This window comes from Streptomyces sp. NPDC088812 (genome assembly GCF_044750285.1).
Lineage (GTDB): Bacteria > Actinomycetota > Actinomycetes > Streptomycetales > Streptomycetaceae > Streptomyces.
Map to the genome: position 1 here is coordinate 216,201 of NZ_JBIVJP010000008.1, position 15,388 is coordinate 231,588.

11 protein-coding genes and 2 tRNA genes are annotated in these 15,388 nt (G+C 71.9%); 9 read left to right on the plus strand and 4 right to left on the minus strand.

The genetic code is table 11. The features are described 5' to 3' along the window. Positions 1-338: 338 nt before the first annotated feature. Positions 339-818, minus strand: a complete 480-nt coding sequence (locus ACIP67_RS16570) for an SSI family serine proteinase inhibitor (RefSeq protein WP_401692380.1) — start codon at positions 816-818, stop codon at positions 339-341. Between the two features lie 156 nt (positions 819-974). On the opposite strand from ACIP67_RS16570, the gene ACIP67_RS16575 reads away from it, so the two are divergent. Continuing rightward, positions 975-1,065: transfer RNA gene (locus ACIP67_RS16575), tRNA-Ser, on the plus strand. A 210-nt stretch (positions 1,066-1,275) separates the two neighbouring features. Beyond that, positions 1,276-1,348: transfer RNA gene (locus tag ACIP67_RS16580), tRNA-Arg, on the plus strand. Positions 1,349-1,734: 386 nt separating this feature from the next. Here the strand turns inward: ACIP67_RS16580 and chvE are convergent. Further along, positions 1,735-2,823, minus strand: coding sequence for a multiple monosaccharide ABC transporter substrate-binding protein (chvE, locus tag ACIP67_RS16585; RefSeq protein ID WP_401692381.1), 1,089 nt, complete (start codon positions 2,821-2,823; stop codon positions 1,735-1,737). 1,021 nt (positions 2,824-3,844) lie between these two features. Between chvE and ACIP67_RS16590 the strand changes: the two genes are divergently transcribed. The 7 genes from ACIP67_RS16590 (at position 3,845) to ACIP67_RS16620 (ending at position 13,789) form a co-directional block, all read left to right on the plus strand. Continuing rightward, the gene (locus ACIP67_RS16590) at positions 3,845-4,756 is read left to right on the plus strand and encodes a DUF2797 domain-containing protein (RefSeq protein ID WP_401692382.1); all 912 of its coding nucleotides are present in this window, start codon (positions 3,845-3,847) and stop codon (positions 4,754-4,756) included. 233 nt (positions 4,757-4,989) lie between these two features. Continuing rightward, positions 4,990-5,730: a response regulator transcription factor gene (locus tag ACIP67_RS16595; RefSeq protein WP_401692383.1), complete on the plus strand. Its 741-nt coding sequence runs from the start codon at positions 4,990-4,992 to the stop codon at positions 5,728-5,730. Further along, positions 5,727-7,364, plus strand: coding sequence for an ATP-binding protein (locus ACIP67_RS16600; protein ID WP_401692384.1), 1,638 nt, complete (start codon positions 5,727-5,729; stop codon positions 7,362-7,364). The genes ACIP67_RS16595 and ACIP67_RS16600 overlap by 4 nt, the downstream gene beginning before the upstream one ends. 14 nt (positions 7,365-7,378) lie before the next feature. After that, on the plus strand, positions 7,379-8,860 hold the full coding sequence (locus ACIP67_RS16605) for a glycosyltransferase (RefSeq protein WP_401692385.1): 1,482 nt from the start codon (positions 7,379-7,381) through the stop codon (positions 8,858-8,860). Beyond that, positions 8,857-11,214: an ArnT family glycosyltransferase gene (locus ACIP67_RS16610; RefSeq protein WP_401692387.1), complete on the plus strand. Its 2,358-nt coding sequence runs from the start codon at positions 8,857-8,859 to the stop codon at positions 11,212-11,214. Before ACIP67_RS16605 ends, ACIP67_RS16610 begins: the two co-directional genes overlap by 4 nt. 186 nt (positions 11,215-11,400) lie before the next feature. Next, positions 11,401-12,933 (plus strand): MFS transporter, encoded by a 1,533-nt coding sequence (locus ACIP67_RS16615; protein WP_401692388.1) that lies wholly within the window; start codon positions 11,401-11,403, stop codon positions 12,931-12,933. Positions 12,934-13,024: 91 nt separating this feature from the next. Continuing rightward, positions 13,025-13,789 carry a TetR/AcrR family transcriptional regulator gene (locus ACIP67_RS16620; protein WP_401692389.1) on the plus strand — a complete coding sequence of 255 codons (765 nt, stop codon included), beginning with the start codon at positions 13,025-13,027 and terminating at the stop codon, positions 13,787-13,789. Between the two features lie 197 nt (positions 13,790-13,986). Here ACIP67_RS16620 and ACIP67_RS16625 read toward each other — a convergent pair whose 3' ends face one another. Together ACIP67_RS16625 and ACIP67_RS16630 are read right to left on the minus strand one after the other, a co-directional pair. Further along, positions 13,987-14,457, minus strand: a complete 471-nt coding sequence (locus ACIP67_RS16625) for a PPOX class F420-dependent oxidoreductase (protein ID WP_401692390.1) — start codon at positions 14,455-14,457, stop codon at positions 13,987-13,989. Positions 14,458-14,506: 49 nt separating this feature from the next. Then, entirely contained in the window at positions 14,507-15,328 is an 822-nt protein-coding gene (locus ACIP67_RS16630) for a YceI family protein (RefSeq protein ID WP_401692391.1), read from the minus strand. Positions 15,329-15,388 lie beyond the last annotated feature (60 nt).

Genomic DNA, 15,388 nt, shown 5'->3' on the forward strand with positions numbered 1-15,388 from the left:
GCGAGGGAGTCTAAGGGCTGGGGCGGCGCTCGGGGCGCCGGATGAGAGGGAGCTCGCACGACGAGGTGACGCGGAACCCGTGACCACCCGCCCCGGCTTCGCGGGACCTTCGCGCGACGTTTACGGGACGGGTGCGTCTGCCATGAGCGAGCTGTGCGAGCGGCGGACGCGGTCACGGACGCGCCGACGGACGCGCCGACGGACGCGGTGACGGACGCGGTGACGGACGCAGTCAAGGCCGCCGCTCACCGCCGGGACCGGGCGGGCGGGCCGGAGCCCATGACCCGCCGGACACCCGACCCCCTGGGCCCGTGGACGGGCCCTCACCCTCACCGTGCTCACCGCGCGACGGCCGGTCCCGCGTCCGGCAGCAGCGGCACGAACCGGTCCCACCGCTCGATCTCGCACCCGTCGCGGCGGTCGTACGTCGCGTCGACGCTCCGCCCGGCCCACCGCCCGGTGACACGTGCGGTGGCCGGCCCGCCGTACTGCATGGTGCACATGCTGCCGTCCGGCACCGGCGCGAAGGCGTCCTTGCCCCACCGTGTGTTCCGGTCCACCGCCCGGCACGCCCCGGGCGCGTCCGGGTGGCTTCCGCGGTCCGGGCGGCAGTACACCTCGAACGTGCCGTCCAGCCCCCGCCCCGCTCCCTTCACGGTGACCGTGAGGTGATCACCTTCCCCCGGCGACGCGTGCGCCACGGCCGGCCCGGGGCCGACGGCCAGGGAGCCGAGGAGGACGGAAACGGCGGCGAGGGTGAGGCCGAGCCGACGGAACGGCGTGACCTGGACCGCGGTGTCGAGTGCGACGGGCAACATGCCCTGACTAACGCCTCGGCCACGACGACGTTCCGCCCCGCTAAGTCTTTGCCCTGCGGCCCGACTGCCTAGTACCGTAGAGGCCGATTGGTGACACGACGCTCGACTGTGTCATCATCTGCACGCACCACTCGCACACACGCGAGGGGATGTGCTGGAGGCGTCGCCTAGTCCGGTCTATGGCGCCGCACTGCTAATGCGGTTTGGGCCTTAAAGCCCATCGAGGGTTCAAATCCCTCCGCCTCCGCCTCACCCGAAGCCCCGGTCCTCTCGACCGGGGCTTCGTCGTTGCCCCGCCGGAACCCTCCGGGGACCCCCCTGGTGGGCATTTTCGCAGGTCACAACGGGTGTGGGAATCGGATTTCACATGACGGCGGCAGTCATGTAATGTTCTTCCTGTCGCCGCGAGCGGGCCGGAAGGGCCGGGAGCGGAAAGACAAAAAAAGAAGAATGACAAGCACTCGTAGCTTAACGGATAGAGCATCTGACTACGGATCAGAAGGTTGCAGGTTCGAATCCTGCCGAGTGCACACAGGTGAGAGGCCCCGGAGAGATCCGGGGCCTCTTGCGTTTCAGGGGCGTACGGCAGCGAAGTACGGCAACGGGCTCCGGTCAACCGATCCCGCCCCCTTCCGCGGCGGTGGTACAGCTTGCCGAGAGCGGCGCGCACCTCCTCCTCGCTCGCCTCCGCGTGGATCTCCATCGGCATGGCGATCTGCGGGTGGCGGAGATGAGCTGTGCCACCTTCGCGCATGGTCGTACCTACAGCAGGTGACCGGTGGGTGCACCTGGGGGCCGGTGGCCGGGCGTGATCGTCCGGGTCCGTCAGCCGCTGACGGGAGCCGTCGTGCGGGCGCCGTCAGCGGGCTGACCGCCGGGAGCGTGCACCGGGGTTCCGCCCCGGTCGGGCGTGCGGCTACTTGAGGTCGGCGTCCGTGTAGTAGCCCCCCGCGACCAGGACGTAGTCGTAGTTGGTCTTGTCGACGCTCGTCGGCTGGAGCAGGTAGGCGGGGACGGCCTTGACGCCGTTGTTGTAGGCCCTGCGGTTGTTGATCTTCGGCGTCTTGTCGTTGAGGATGTCGTCGGCCATGTCCGCGGCGACCTCGGCGAGCAGTCGGGGGTCCTTGAAGACGGTCTGCGCCTGCTGGTCCGCCTTGATCGACTTCACCGAGGCCAGTTCGGCGTCCTGCCCGGTGACGATCGGGAGGGGCTTGTCGCCGGAGCCGTAGCCGTCCGACTTCAGCGCGGACAGGATGCCGAGGGACATGCCGTCGTACGGCGAGAGGACCGCGTCGACCTGTCTGCTCCCGTACGACTCGGAGAGGATGCTCGTCATGCGCTTCTGAGCGGTGGTCCCGTCCCAGCGCAGGGTGGTGACCTCGTCGAGCGCGGTCTGGCCGGACCGGACGACCAACTGGTCGCTGTCCAGGTACGGCTGCAGCAGGTGCATCGCGCCGTCGAAGAAGTACTTGGTGTTGTTGTCGTCGCTGGAGCCGGCGAACAGCTCGATGTTGAACGGGCCCTTGCCGTCCTCCAGGCCGAGCTGGTCGATGATGTAGCGGGCCTGGAGCCGACCGACCTGCTCGTTGTCGAAGGAGACGTAGTAGTCGACGTTCTCGGTGCCGAGGATGAGCCGGTCGTAGGAGATCACCGGGATGTCCGCGGCGGCGGCCTGCTCGAGCACGTCGTTCAGCGACTTGTTGTCGATGGCGGCGATGATCAGTGCGTCGACGCCCTGCTTGATCAGGTTCTCGATCTGCGAGACCTGCGTCGCCGGGTCGTCCTCGCCGTAGACGAGCTTGGCCTGGTACCCCTTGCCCTTCACATCGTCGACGACGCTCTTGCCGTCGATGATCCAGCGCTCGGAGGCCTGGGTCGGCATGGCGATGCCGATGGTGCCGCCCTCGGGGCTCGCCCCGACGTCCTGGCTGCCGCAGGCGGACAAGGTGAGGGCTAGGGACGTGGCTCCCGCGAGGGCGGCGAGGGCAGCTCTTCGGTTGCGCATGATGATCGTTCCTGGTTCTTCTCGTCGTTGAGAGGATGACGGCGTATCAGACCGGTGCCGAGCGGTGGTGCGCGATGGAGCGGGCCGGGGCGGGGTGGTGAGCAGGGGGCGTGCGGCGGGCGTGCCGTGCTCGTTCCCGGGCGGTGTGCGGGGGCAGGTGCCGTAGGGGTTCCTTACGGCCGGGTGCCGTGTGATCTGGACGGGTCGTCCGTCGGCTGGAGCGGTGTGCCGCGGCGGATCCGGCCGGCGGTCCCGCGGTGCCGAGGTGATGGGGGGTCAGGTCGGCGGACCCGTCGCTCGAGCCGGTGCTCAGGGGTGTTCCACGGAGCGCCGATCGGTGCGTCGGCGCCGGTGCGGGCGTCGGCGCCGGTACGGCCGGGCACCCGGGGCTCGCCGGCTCGTGCGGTCCCTCCGCCGGTGTGCGCCTGTACGTACGTCAGGCTGCATAACCGCGTCGCGGACACACGTGTGCTCTTTCCGGTGATGCGCAGGGCACTCGCCTTTCAACCGTTCGAAATACCGTCACGCAGTCGGGGAGTTGGCGTGGCGTGTGACCCTAGGAGCGGGTGTGCAAGCTGTCAACGGAATGGACAGAAACTGTGTGAGAAAGGTGTTGAGGGAGGGGCTGGTGTGGCGCCGGGGATCGCTCCGGTCTCCGGCGGAACCTCCTGTTGAGGCGCCTGGTGGTCCTGCCGGTCCGCTGTCGGCGTCGTCGGCCGCCGGGGGACGTCCTTCTCCGGGAAGGAGTCGGCCATGGCTGCCGCCCGGGTGGCCGGACGGTGGGGGGAGCGGTTTCCCCCGGGGCGGTCGGTCAAGAGGGTGAGGGCGGTGGGGCGGCCGTCTTCGGTGCCTTCGTGGGCGCGGGGCCCGGGACCGGGGGGCTGAGTTCTCCGGACCTCGTGGGCACTCCGCCCGGCGGGACGGGGCACGCCGCCGGGTGTGCGGCGTCGCGAGGGGCGAGGGGTGCGGGGGCGCCGGAGGGAGGAGGCGTTGTCGGTGGTGGGGCCTACCGTGGTGGGTGATGGCACGGGTGTGGAGGTGCACGGGGCTGCGGTGGTCGGCGCAGGGGCCCGTGCTGATGTGGGACGGCGGGCGTCGCAGCCCGCTGTCCTGGGGGAAGCGAGTGGCCTTCGGGGTCGTGGAGGGGGGTGTGCGCGGATGTGTGGGGGCTCGGGGGCACCCGTGTCCGGTGCGGGCGGTCGTGCCGGGGAGGAGCGCGGGGGCTCGGTGCGAGGAGTGCGCGCGGCTGGACCGGGCGCACTCCGTCGCCGCCGACGGGATCGCCGACGACCCCCGGCCGTATCGCGTGTACCTCGCATGGTTCGGGCCCGGCCTGGTCAAGGTCGGGATCACGGCGGTCGAACGGGGGACGGCCCGGCTGCTGGAGCAGGGAGCCGTCTGCTTCAGCTGGCTCGGCACGGGCCCGCTGATGGCCGCCCGGCGTACCGAGGAGCTGCTGCGGGCCGCCCTGGGCGTGCCCGACCGGATCCCGTACGCCGAGAAGCGGGCGGTGCGGGCGGCGTTGCCGGAGGGCGAGGCGGAACGGGCCGCCGAGACGTCGGAGCTGCACGCGCGGGCCGTCGCGCTGGCCGGCTGGCCGGAGACGCTCGTCCGGGAGCCCTTCCGGGCCGTCGACCACGTCCGCGCCTTCGGGCTCGCCGGGGCCCCGCCCGCCGTCGCGGAGGTGACTGAGCTCCTCGCCGGGGCCGCGGTCGACGGGGAACTGGTGGCGGCCGCCGGACCGGATCTGCACCTGGTGACCGCACGGGGAGTCGTCGTGCTCGACACCCGGTTGATGAGGGGGTGGGAGCTGGTGCCGGTGACGCCCGACGGCGGTGAGGGGGCACCACGGCTGCCCCGGTCCCTGCCCCGGTCCCTGCCCCTGCGGCAGCTCAGGGGGGAGGGGCGGCGGCTCCAGGACGGGCTGTTCTGACCCGGCGTGGACCCGGCGCAGATGAGAGCGGGCAGGTCCGGTGACAGCTTTTTTTAAGGACTTCGATCGAGTAATCAGGACATCCGACCCCCGGGAAGGGGTGGGCAAAGCGGTCGATAGATGAACAAAAAGAGTCCTTGTTAGGTCTTTCCTAAGAGCTGCCTGTGTGTTTCTCAGGAAAATCACAGACAGCAAAAAGCGTGCTCTCAGAGGACGGCGACATGGTGTCCTCCATGACCACGACCTCGCCCCAGGGGCGCACCGAACTGCTGAGGCCGGACGGGAGCCCCGTCCGGGTGCTTGTGGTGGACGACGAACTGTCGATCACCGAGCTGCTGTCCATGGCCCTCCGTTATGAGGGATGGCAGATCCGCAGTGCGGGGGACGGCACGGGCGCCATCCAGACCGCGCGCGAGTTCCGCCCCGACGCCGTCGTCCTGGACATGATGCTGCCCGACATGGACGGGCTGACCGTCCTCGGCCGGCTGCGGCGCGAGCTGCCGGACGTCCCGGTGCTGTTCCTGACCGCCAAGGACGCGGTCGAGGACCGGATCGCGGGTCTGACCGCCGGCGGTGACGACTACGTCACCAAACCGTTCAGCCTGGAAGAGGTCGTGGCCCGGCTGCGCGGGCTCATCCGGCGCTCCGGCGCCGCCGACCGCCGCTCCGACTCCGTGCTGGTCGTCGGGGACCTCACCCTTGACGAGGACAGCCACGAGGTCTCGCGCGCCGGGGTGAACATCCACCTCACCGCCACCGAGTTCGAGCTGCTGCGCTTCCTGATGCGCAACCCGCGGCGCGTGCTCAGCAAGGCCCAGATCCTCGACCGTGTGTGGTCGTACGACTTCGGTGGCCAGGCCAATGTGGTCGAGCTCTACATCTCGTACCTGCGGCGCAAGATCGACGCGGGGCGCGAACCGATGATCCACACCCGGCGCGGCGCCGGTTACCTCATCAAGCCCGCGACGTCATGAGCGGGCGACGACGGCCGCGTCCGCAGAAGCGACGAGCGGGACAGCCGCGCACCCTGCGGACCCGGCTCGTCGTCGCGTCCGTGGCCCTCATCGCGGTCGTGTGCGCGGTGATCGGCACCGTGACCACCCTCGCGCTCCGGTCCCACCTGTACGAGCAGCTGGACAACTCGCTGCGCGAGGCCGCCATGCGGGTCTCCGGCGGACCGGTCGGGCTGGACGGGGAGCAGAAGGGCGGCGGCAAGGACGGCAACGGCACCACGGTGCCCGAGCAGGCCAAGGCGACCGACCTCGCCGACTTCGTCACCCGCGCCCCGCAGCCGAGCGGCACCCTCGCGGCCAAGGTCGACAACGGATCGATCACCGACGCCAAGATCGGCGAGAAGTCCAACGACGACCAGAACATCCCGCGGCTGAACGACAAGGCCCTCACCGAGACGCAGATCAAGGCGCTCGGCACGGTCGCCCAGGACGAGAAGGAACACACCGTCGAGATCCCCGGTCTCGGCGACTACCGGGTCCGCTTCGTCCAGGGCAACAACGGCGACTACTACGTCGGCATCCCGACCGACGAAGCCGACAACACCATCACCACCCTCATCGTCGCCGAGGTGTGCGTCACGGCGGCCGGTCTGGTCGCCGCCGCCATCGCCGGCTTCGTCCTCGTCAGCGTGGCCACCCGCCCGCTGCGCAAGGTCGCCTCCACCGCCACCCGCGTCTCCGAGCTGCCCCTGCACACCGGCGAGGTCCACCTCAGCGAACGCGTCCCGGAGTCCGAGACCGACCCGCACACCGAGGTCGGCCAGGTCGGCGCCGCGCTCAACCGGATGCTCGACCACGTCCACGGCGCCCTGCACGCCCGCCAGCAGAGCGAGATGCGGGTCCGGCAGTTCGTCGCCGACGCCAGCCACGAGCTGCGCACCCCCCTCGCGTCCATCCGCGGGTACGCCGAGCTCACCCGGCGCGGCCGGGAACAGGTCGGGCCGGACACCCGGCACGCCCTCGGCCGGATCGAGTCCGAGGCCGGCCGGATGACCCTGCTCGTCGAGGACCTCCTGCTGCTCGCCCGCCTCGACGCGGGCCGCCCGTTGCAGTTCGAGCAGACCGACCTGATCCCACTGGTCGTGGACACCATCAGCGACGCCCGTGCCGCCGGCCGGGACCACGTCTGGCGGCTGGACCTGCCCGACGAGCCGGCCCTCGTCTCCGCCGACGCCGCCCGCCTGCAACAGGTCCTCGTCAACCTGCTCGCCAACGCCCGCACGCACACCCCGCCCGGCACGACCGTCACCGCACGCGTGCAGCGGCGCGGCCCGTGGCTCTGCGTGGACGTCCAGGACAACGGCCAGGGCATCCCGCCGGACCTGCTCCCGCACGTCTTCGAACGCTTCGCCCGCGGCGACTCGGCGCGCTCCCGCTCCACCGGCTCGACCGGCCTCGGCCTGGCCATCGTGCAGGCCGTCGCGACGGCGCACGGCGGTGCCGTCACCGTGGACAGCGTGCCCGGACAGACCGTGTTCACCGTCTATTTGCCCGCACTTGCCCCGCCCGTTCCCCAGCCGGCCGCCGAAACGAACTGGCAACTTGACTCACAGGTACACCACAGTGCCACCACATGGGTGCAACAGGGCACTTGACGAAGGTCGTTGACATGCGAACCGACTCTTCTCCCGGCACCCTGCCGGCGCGGGAGCACCTCCCGGCCGACGCAGCCGGTACGCCTGTCCTGGACGTAGTGATCCCCGTCTACAACGAGGAGAAGGACCTCCAGCCGTGCGTCCTCAGACTGCACGACCACCTGGCGCGGACGTTCCCGTACCCGTTCCGCATCACCATCGCGGACAACGCGTCGACCGACACCACCCCCGACGTGGCGCGGCTGCTGGAGTCGCGCATCCCCGAGGTGAGGTCCTTCCGGCTGGAGCAGAAGGGCCGCGGCCGTGCGCTGCGGACCGTCTGGTCCGCCTCGGACGCCCCGATCCTCGCGTACATGGACGTGGACCTGTCCACCGATCTCAACGCGCTGCTGCCGCTGGTGGCGCCGCTGATCTCCGGCCACTCCGACCTGGCGATCGGCTCGCGGCTGTCCCGCAGCTCCCGCGTGGTGCGCGGCGCCAAGCGCGAGTTTATCTCCCGCTCGTACAACCTGATCCTGCGCGGCTCGCTCCAGGCGCGCTTCTCCGACGCGCAGTGCGGGTTCAAGGCGATCCGCCGGGACGTCGCGCAGATCCTGCTCCCCCTGGTGGAAGACACCGGCTGGTTCTTCGACACTGAGATGCTGGTCCTCGCCGAGCGTGCCGGTCTCCGTATCCACGAGGTGCCGGTCGACTGGGTCGACGACCCGAACTCCACGGTGCACATCGTGAAGACGGCGACCGACGATCTGAAGGGGGTATGGCGCGTGGGCCGGGCACTGGCCACCGGCTCCCTGCCGCTGGACCGGCTGACCAGGCCGTTCGGTGACGACCCCCGCGACCGCGAGATCATGGACGTACCCAAGGGACTGGCCCGGCAGCTCGTCGGGTTCTGTGTCGTCGGTGGCCTGTCCACCCTCTTCTACCTGCTGCTCTACAGCGGCTTCCGGCAGTTCGCCGGTTCCCAGCTCGCCAACGCGCTCGCGCTGCTCGTCTCCGCGATCGCCAACACGGCGGCCAACCGCCGGCTCACCTTCGGGGTGCGCGGACGCGCCGGCGCCGCCCGCCACCAGGCCCAGGGCCTGGTCGTCTTCGGCATCGGCCTCGCGCTGACCAGCGGCTCGCTCGTCGCCCTCAACGCGGCGACCTCCGACCCGGCGCACTCCACCGAACTGGCCGTTCTGATCGCCGCCAACCTCGCGGCGACCGTGCTGCGCTTCCTGCTCTTCCGGGTGTGGGTCTTCTCCGACCGCCGGGAGGGCGAGAGCCGGCCGACGCACGTCGTCGCCTCCTCCGTCCCGGTGCCGACGGCGTACCCGGCCGGCGGCGCCCCGCAGCCCCCGATGGCGCCGGGCCACGGCACGGCCCAGGGCGCCTACGGACCGCACGACACCACCCAGTTCCGCGTCGGCGAAGCCGCGGACGGCACCTGGAGGGACGCCACCATGCAGTTGCAGCCGGTGCGCCCCCACGACACCGATCCGAGGGACGCCCGATGACCACCGACCTCGACCGGCCGGACTCCTGGAGCCGACCGGAGACCGTGACCCCCGCGGGGCACGATCCGGCTGACCCGTCCGATCCGGCCCACACGGCTGACCCGGCTCACCCGGCTGATCCGGCTCACCCGGCTGATCCGGCTCACCCGGCTCACCCGGCCGACCCGGCTGACCTGACCGACCCGGCTGCCCCGGCTGATCCGGCCGGCCCCACCCCCGAGGCGGGGGAGGCGAAGCAGCCCCTGGCGCGCCGGCTGTGGCGCGGCCGTCCCGAGGACCCGCGCTGGGTGCGCCCGGCCTTCCTCGGCCTGCTGCTCGCCACCTTCGTCCTCTACCTCTACAACCTCAGCGCCTCCGGCTACGCCAACTCCTTCTACTCGGCGGCCGTCCAGGCCGGCAGCCAGTCCTGGAAGGCGTTGTTCTTCGGCTCGCTGGACGCGGCCAACGCCATCACCGTCGACAAGCCCCCGGCCTCGCTGTGGCCGATGGCGCTGTCGGTGAAGGTCTTCGGCCTGAACTCGTGGGCGATCCTCGTTCCCGAGGTCCTGATGGGCGTCGGCACGGTCGCCGTCGTCTACGCGGGCGTGCGCCGCCGGTTCAGCCCGGCCGCCGGTCTGATCGCGGGCGCGGTGCTCGCGCTCACCCCCGTCGCCGCGCTGATGTTCCGGTTCAACAACCCGGACGCGATGCTGGCCCTGCTGATGGCCGTGGCCTGCTACTTCGTGACCCGTGCCGTGGAGGACGGCCGCACCAGGTGGCTGGTGTGGGCGGGTGTCGCGATCGGCTTCGCCTTCCTCGCCAAGACGCTCCAGGCCTTCCTGATCCTGCCGCCGCTGGCCGTCGTGTACGCGGTCTGCGCGCCGGTGCCGCTGAAGAAGCGTTTCGGACAGCTGGCCGTGGCCACCGGGGCGCTGGTCGTCTCCGGCGGCTGGTGGGTGGCGATCGTCGAGCTGTGGCCCGCCTCCTCCCGCCCGTACATCGGCGGCTCGCAGAACAACTCCTTCCTGGAACTGACCTTCGGCTACAACGGTCTCGGCCGCCTGAACGGCGAGGAGACCGGCAGTGTTGGCGGTGGTGGCGGTGCCGGCGGCGGCACCGGCCAGTGGGGCGAGACCGGCTGGGACCGGATGTTCAACTCCGAGATCGGCGGCCAGATCTCCTGGCTGCTGCCGGCCGCGCTGATCCTGCTGGTCGCGGGCCTGGTGGCGACCCGCCGGGCGAAGCGGACCTCGGCGACCCGGGGCGCGTTCCTGGTCTGGGGCGGCTCGCTGCTGATCACCACGGTGGTCTTCAGCTACATGGCGGGCATCTTCCACCAGTACTACACGATCGCCCTCGCCCCCTACCTGGCGGCCGTGATCGGCATGGGCGCCGGCATCCTGTGGGAGAAGCGGTCCGAGCTCTGGGCGTCGATCACCCTCGCCGCCGCCTCCGTGGCGGCCGCGGTCTGGGGATACGTGCTGCTCAACCGCACCTCCGACTACCTGCCCTGGCTGAAGTGGCTGGTCCTGATCGGCGGCCTGGCCGGCGCGCTCGGCCTGGTCTTCGTGGGGCGGCTGTCCCGGCAGCTGGCCCTCGCGGCGGCGGCCGTGAGCGTGGTCGCGGCGCTCGCCGGACCGACGGCGTACACGCTGAGCACCGTGAACTCCGCGCACACCGGCTCGATCCCGACGGCCGGCCCGTCGGGCGCGTCGATGATGGGCGGCGGACGGGGCGGCGGTCCCGGCGGCGGTGGCGGCATGGGCGGCGGTATGCCCGGCCAGCAGGGTCAGGGTCAGGGCCAGAACGGCAACGGCCAGGGCCAGGGCCAGAACGGCGGTGGCTTCCCCGGCGGCGGTATGCCCGGCCAGAACCAGCAGAACGGCAACGGCAACACCCAGAACCAGCAGGGCCAGGGCCAGGGCCAGGGCCAGCAGGGCAACGGCTTCCCCGGCGGCCAGACCGGCGAGGGCGGTGGCATGGGCGGCGGTGGTGGCATGGGCGGCCTGATCAACGGCGCCACGGTCACCGACGAGGCGAAGAAGCTGCTGGAGGCCGACTCCGACCAGTACACCTGGGCCGCGGCGGCGATCGGCGCCCAGAACGCGGCGAGCTACCAGCTGGCCACCGGCGAGCCGGTGATGGCGATCGGCGGCTTCAACGGCACCGACCCGTCCCCGACGCTGGCGCAGTTCAAGCAGTACGTCGCCGACGGCAAGATCCACTACTTCGTCAGCAGCGGCTCGGGCGGCGGCATGGGCGGCAGCGGTGACGGCACCTCGTCGCAGATCACCGAGTGGGTCGAGGCCAACTTCAAGCAGGTCACGGTCGGTTCGGCCACCTTCTACGACCTCACGCAGAAGGCGAGTGACTGACGCACGCACGGGACAACGGTTCGCAGACGGGCGGTGGCCCGGGGTCTCTACCCCGGGCCACCGCCCTTTCCGTCGGGCGCGGTCCGTCGGGCGCGTCCGCTTTCCGTCGGGCGCGGCCGCTTTCCGTCGGGCAAGGCCGGCGATAAGCGCTGTACGCCGTATAGGACTCCCTCTACGGTGTACAGCATGCCCGCTTCCCCTCCCTCCCCCCGTCCCTCTCCCCACCCCTCCCCCCGGCCCACCGCCGAGTCCCCCGAAGGCCACCCCCGGCGCTGGCTCATCCTAGGGGTGATCTGCCTGGCCCAGCTCACGGTGCTGCTCGACAACACCGTCCTGAACGTGGCGATCCCCTCGCTGACCCGCGAGATGGACGCGGCCACCTCCGACGTCCAGTGGATGATCAACGCCTACTCGCTGGTGCAGTCCGGTCTGCTGCTCACCGCGGGCAGCGCGGCCGACCGCTACGGCCGCAAGAAGATGCTGGTCACGGGCCTGGCCCTGTTCGGCGCCGGGTCGCTGGTGGCCGGCCTCGCCGGGACCAGCGGCCAGCTGATCGCCGCGCGCGCCGGCATGGGCGTCGGCGGGGCGCTGCTGCTGACCACCACCCTCGCGGTGGCGATGCAGATCTTCACGCCCGCCGAGCAGCCCAAGGCGATCGGCATCTGGTCCGCGGTGAACGCGCTGGGCTTCGCCACCGGCCCGCTCATCGGCGGTTTCGTGCTCGACCACTTCTGGTGGGGCGCGATCTTCCTGATCAACCTGCCCGTCGCGGCCCTCGGCCTGGTCGCGGTCGTGGCCCTGGTCCCCGAGTCCAGGAACCCCCGGGGCGACCGACCCGACCTGCCGGGCGCCCTGCTCTCCACGATCGGCATGACCGCGCTGGTGTACGCGATCATCTCCGGCCCCGAGCACGGCTGGACGTCGGGCCGGGTGACGGCCACGGCGGCCGTCGCGCTCCTCGCCCTGGCCCTCTTCGCGTACTGGGAGAGCAGGGTCCCGTACCCCATGCTCGACCTCGGCTTCTTCCGGGACCGCCGGTTCACGGGAGCCGTGGCGGGCACGGTCCTCATCACCTTCGGCATGGGAGGCGCGCTCTTCCTGCTCACCCAGCACCTCCAGTTCGTGCTCGGCTACGGTCCGCTGGAGGCCGGCCTGCGTACCGCGCCGCTGGCGCTGGCGGTCGTCGCCCTCAACTTCACCGGTCTGTCCGCGCGGTGGACGGCGAGGCTGGGGACGCCGGCGTCGATCCTGCTGGGCATGGTGCTGATGTCCGGCGGGCTGGTGGCGATCGCCCTCCTCGCGGCGCGGGGCTACGCCGGCACCCTGCTCGGACTGGTCCTCATCGGCGTCGGCGCGGCGATCGCCAACCCGGTGATGGCGCACGCCGTGATGAGCGCCATCCCGCCCGCGAAGGCGGGAGTGGGGGCCGGGATCAACGGCACCCTCGCCGAGTTCGGCAACGGACTGGGCGTGGCGGTCCTCGGGGCCGTGCTCACCTCCCGTTTCGCGGCGCTGGTCGCGGTGGGCGCGTCGTCGCTGCCCGCGGCGCTCGCCGCGGCGGACTCGCCCGGGGAGAAGGAGCGGATCACCGACGCCTTCTCCTCCGGGCTGGTGACCAGTCAGCTGGTCGGAGCGGTGGCCGTGCTGCTGGGCGGGGTGGTGGCGGCAGGGCTGCTGCGCAGGGCGGAGCGGACGGAGGCGGAGGTCCTGGCCGCGTGAAACGACGTAGGGGGGCAACACACCTAGCATCGTCACCAACGTCACCATCATCACCAGTGACCGGACTCACCGGACTCCGAGGAGGTGCCCCATGGGGCAGGCTGCTGCCGGCAAGGCCGCGCGGGCCAGCGTGTGGCTGGACGACAGGGCACGCCGACGTGGCCGCGGGGGCGGGCAGCCGTCGGGCCTCGACCGGCGGCGGATCACCGAGGTCACCGTGCGGCTGCTGGACGCCGAGGGGCTCGACAGGTTCTCCATGCGGCGGCTGGCGGCCGAGCTGAACGTCACGGCGATGTCCGTCTACTGGTACGTCGACACCAAGGACGACCTCCTCGAACTCGCCCTGGACGCGGCCTTCGGCGAGCTGGAGCTGCCCGACCCGGCGGCCGGGGACGCGGACTGGCGCGACCAGCTGCGCGTACTGGCCACGGCGTACCGCACGCTGCTGGTGCGCCACCGCTGGCTGTCGCCGCTCGCCGGGCGCTACCTCAACGTCGGCCCGAACTCCCTCGCGTTCTCCCGCACGGTCCAGCAGGTCGTCCGCCGCACCGGCCTGCCCGCGCACCGCATCACGAGCGCCATCGCCGCCGTCTTCCAGTTCGTGTACGGCTACGGCACGATCGAGGGCCACTTCTTCGGCCGGGTCGCGGACACGGGCATGACCGCGGACGAGTACCTGCAGCACGCCATGACCTCGGTGACCGAGGCCCCGCAGGCCGCCGAGGTCGTGGCGGAGTCCCGGGACCTCATGGCGGCGCGCGGCGGGGACACGGTCGCCGAGATGCTGGACCGGGACTTCACCTTCGCCCTCGACCTGCTGGTGGCGGGCATCGAGGTGATGGTGGACCGGGGCTGACCGCTCGGCCGCCGCGGGGACGGGCGACCGGACCCCGCCCGGGGCCCGCGTTCCCCCACCGCGCCCCGACGCGTGCGCCCCGCGCCCCGACGCGTGCGCCCCGCGCCCCGACGCCCGCGCCCCGCGCCCCGACGCCCGTGCCCCGCGCCCCGACGCCCGTGCCCCGCGCCCCGACGCCCGTGCCCTTCGGGCGGCCCCTACGCCTGCGGAGCCAGCCGCGCCGGGAAGCCGCCCGTCGCCACCGGGCCCCACCGCTCCGGCGTGATCCGGAGGAGCGACTTCCCCTGCTTCAGCATCGCCGCCCGGTACTCGTCCCAGTCCGGGTGCTCACCGGCGATGTTGCGGTAGTACTCCACCAGCGGCTCGACGGAGTCCGGCGCGTCGACGACCTCGGCCGTGCCGTCGACCTGCACCCACGGTCCGTTCCAGTCGTCACTCAGGACGATCACGCTGACCCGCTCGTCCCGACGGGCGTTGCGGGTCTTGGCGCGCTCCGGGTACGTGGACACCACGATCCGGCCCGAGTCGTCGACCCCGCAGGTCAGCGGCGAACCCTGGGGGCTGCCGTCGGCCCGCCGGGTGAGCAGGATCGCGCGGTGGCGGGGGCGGACGAAGTCCAGCAGCTCGTCGAGGGTGACGGAGGTGTTGGTCGCGATGTTCGGTGCCATGGGGCCAGCGTAGGCGCGAGGCCGGCCGGTGGTCCTGACCCTGTCCGTCCTACGCCTGGGGAAGCGCGTCCCCCTGCACCGCCTGGATGTCCAGCTCCACCTTCAGCGTCGTGCCGATGGCGGCGATGCCCGCCTGGACGACCTGGTTGTAGTTCATGGCGAAGTCCTCGCGGTGCAGTTCCGCGGTCGCGCGGAAGGCGGCGCGGACGCCGCCCCACGGATCGGCGCCGGTGCCGAGGTAGGCGAGGTCCAGGTCGACCGGGCGGACGACGCCGCGCATCCCCAGCTCCCCGTGGACGGTCCACCGGTCGGGGCCCGCCGCCGTCAGCCCCGCCGAACGGAAGGTGATCTCCGGGTACGTCTCGACGTCGAGGAAGTCGGCGGAACGCAGGTGGGTGTCGCGCATGCCGTTGCCGGTGTCGATGGAGGCGGCCCCGATGACCGCCTCCACCCGGGACTTGGTGACGTCGTCGGGGGCGATCTCGACGCTCGCCGAGAACTCCGTGAACCGGCCGCGCACGCTGGAGATGCCCAGGTGCTGGGCGACCGCGCCCACCGTGGAGTGGGCCGGGTCGACGGTCCACACGCCGGGCGGCGGCAGTTCGGTGCCGCCCTGCCGGGCCAGCGTCACCGTGCCGACCTCGGCGCGTCCGCTCGCGGTGACGAGCGCGCTGGAGGCGGCGGGCGCGTAGCCCACGGCCGTGACGATCACGACGTACGCGCCCGGCGCCAGGGCCGTCGTGTCGCGGACGGCGCCCTCCGTGTCGGCCTCGGCGCGCAGCACCTGCGTGCCCGTCATGTCGGTGACGGTGACGACCGCGTGCGACACGGCCCATCCGTCCCGGGTGCGGATCCTGGCGGTCAGTGCCATCTCGGGTAACTCCTAGGAGAAGGACCGGCCCGTGGCGGACGCGCCTCCGCTCAGTGCGCG

Coding starts and splice junctions, on each gene's coding strand:
- ACIP67_RS16610 (WP_401692387.1), top strand. CDS start 8,857: ATGACCACCGACCTCGACCGGCCGGACTCCTGGAGCCGACCGGAGACC.
- ACIP67_RS16570 (WP_401692380.1), bottom strand. CDS start 818: ATGTTGCCCGTCGCACTCGACACCGCGGTCCAGGTCACGCCGTTCCGT.
- ACIP67_RS16615 (WP_401692388.1), top strand. CDS start 11,401: ATGCCCGCTTCCCCTCCCTCCCCCCGTCCCTCTCCCCACCCCTCCCCC.
- ACIP67_RS16630 (WP_401692391.1), bottom strand. CDS start 15,328: ATGGCACTGACCGCCAGGATCCGCACCCGGGACGGATGGGCCGTGTCG.
- chvE (WP_401692381.1), bottom strand. CDS start 2,823: ATGCGCAACCGAAGAGCTGCCCTCGCCGCCCTCGCGGGAGCCACGTCC.
- ACIP67_RS16600 (WP_401692384.1), top strand. CDS start 5,727: ATGAGCGGGCGACGACGGCCGCGTCCGCAGAAGCGACGAGCGGGACAG.
- ACIP67_RS16595 (WP_401692383.1), top strand. CDS start 4,990: ATGACCACGACCTCGCCCCAGGGGCGCACCGAACTGCTGAGGCCGGAC.
- ACIP67_RS16590 (WP_401692382.1), top strand. CDS start 3,845: ATGGCACGGGTGTGGAGGTGCACGGGGCTGCGGTGGTCGGCGCAGGGG.
- ACIP67_RS16605 (WP_401692385.1), top strand. CDS start 7,379: ATGCGAACCGACTCTTCTCCCGGCACCCTGCCGGCGCGGGAGCACCTC.
- ACIP67_RS16620 (WP_401692389.1), top strand. CDS start 13,025: ATGGGGCAGGCTGCTGCCGGCAAGGCCGCGCGGGCCAGCGTGTGGCTG.
- ACIP67_RS16625 (WP_401692390.1), bottom strand. CDS start 14,457: ATGGCACCGAACATCGCGACCAACACCTCCGTCACCCTCGACGAGCTG.